1 protein-coding gene is annotated in these 1,451 nt (G+C 64.6%); it reads left to right on the top strand.

The annotated features are described in order from the left end of the window. Positions 1 to 46: 46 nt before the first annotated feature. Positions 47 to 1,444 (top strand): IS30 family transposase, encoded by a 1,398-nt coding sequence (locus tag B7R21_RS19510; RefSeq protein ID WP_116284916.1) that lies wholly within the window; start codon positions 47 to 49, stop codon positions 1,442 to 1,444. The last annotated feature ends 7 nt before the right edge of the window (positions 1,445 to 1,451 follow it).

Below are 1,451 nucleotides of genomic sequence, written 5' to 3'. Positions count from 1 at the left end.
GCCGTGTTCAACTGGTTGATGCAACACCTGATCGTGGAGGTGTTTGATGGGTTCGGGGAATCAGCAGAAGCAGGTTCGGGCGTATCGGGGTCAGATGGTGTCACCGGGTCGCCCGACGATCGCGTGGAGGGAGGACCGGGTACGGTTTTGGGCCGCGATAGCGGAGGGTGCGAAGACGCGGGATGCGGGCGTCGCGGCGGGTGTGTCGGAGCCGGTCGCGCATCGGTGGTTCGTGCACGCTGGCGGGGTGAATCCACAGTTGGCCCCAACACTGTCGGGACGGTATCTGACGTCAGGTAATCGTGAGGAGATCGCGTTGTGGCGTGCGCAGGGCTGCGGGGTGCGAGAGATCGCTCGGCGGCTGGGCCGTAGCCCGTCGACGATCTCTCGTGAGCTTCGCCGGAACGCATCAACCAGGTCGTATCGGCTGGATTACAAAGCCTCCACCGCACAGTGGCACGCCGAACGTCGCGCCCGCCGCCCGAAAACAGCGAAGCTTGTCTCTAACGAGCTGCTGCGCGCTTACGTCGCTGACAAGCTCAGCGGGCATGTCCGCACCGCCGAGGGTGGCCGCCTGGGCCCGGCGGGGCCGGTGTGGGATGGGAAGAACAAACCGCACCGCGGGGATCGAGAGTGGGTTACCGCGTGGAGTCCGCAGCAGATCGCGAACCGGCTCCCGGTCGAGTTTCCGAACGACCCATCGATGCGGATATCGCACGAGGCGATCTATCAGGCCCTGTACGTGCCGGCGCGGGGTGGTTTGAGCCGGAAGCAGTCCTGGCATCTGCGTCACGGACGAACGAAACGGATGCCGAGGGCCCGGACGCAGCAGCAAGCTTGGGCGCACGTCACGGACGCCACAACGTTGAACAAGCGGCCCGCGGAAGCCGAGGACCGGATGGTGGCTGGGCACTGGGAGGGGGACCTGATCATTGGTTTGAACCGGTCCGCGATCGCGACGCTGATCTGTCGAACGACTCGTTTCGCGATGCTGGTTCACCTACCCCGGCAATCCGGCTACGGGCTCATCCGGCCGACGAAGAACGGTCCCGCGCTGGCCGGGTACGGGGCGGTCACAACGAAGAACGCGCTCGTGAAGACATTCGAGGTGCTGCCTGCGGGTCTTCGCCGTTCGCTGACCTGGGACCGCGGTAAAGAGATGTCAGCACACGCGCTGCTCACGAACGAGATCGGGTTGCCGGTCTACTTCGCTGACGCGAAAAGTCCGTGGCAGCGCGGCAGTAACGAGCACCTCAACGGGCTACTCCGGCAGTACTTCCCGAAAGGCACCGACATCGCCAGGTGGAGCGCGCCCGAGATTCAAGCCGTCGCCGACACCATCAATAACCGGCCCCGAGAAATCCTGGGCTGGCGAACCCCCGCAGAAGCCTTCGCCGAACAGCTACGCTCAACACAACAAGCCGCTGTTGCATCGACTGCTTGAATACGGC

It is taken from the genome of Subtercola boreus, from assembly GCF_003399625.1.
Lineage (GTDB): Bacteria > Actinomycetota > Actinomycetes > Actinomycetales > Microbacteriaceae > Subtercola > Subtercola boreus_C.
The sequence above is the reverse complement of the archived record's forward strand: the minus strand, read 5'-3'. Positions and strand labels throughout refer to the sequence as shown.

What these genes read in the sequence shown, in the direction of transcription:
- B7R21_RS19510 (WP_116284916.1), top strand. Translation starts at nt 47, where the DNA reads ATGGGTTCGGGGAATCAGCAGAAGCAGGTTCGGGCGTATCGGGGTCAG.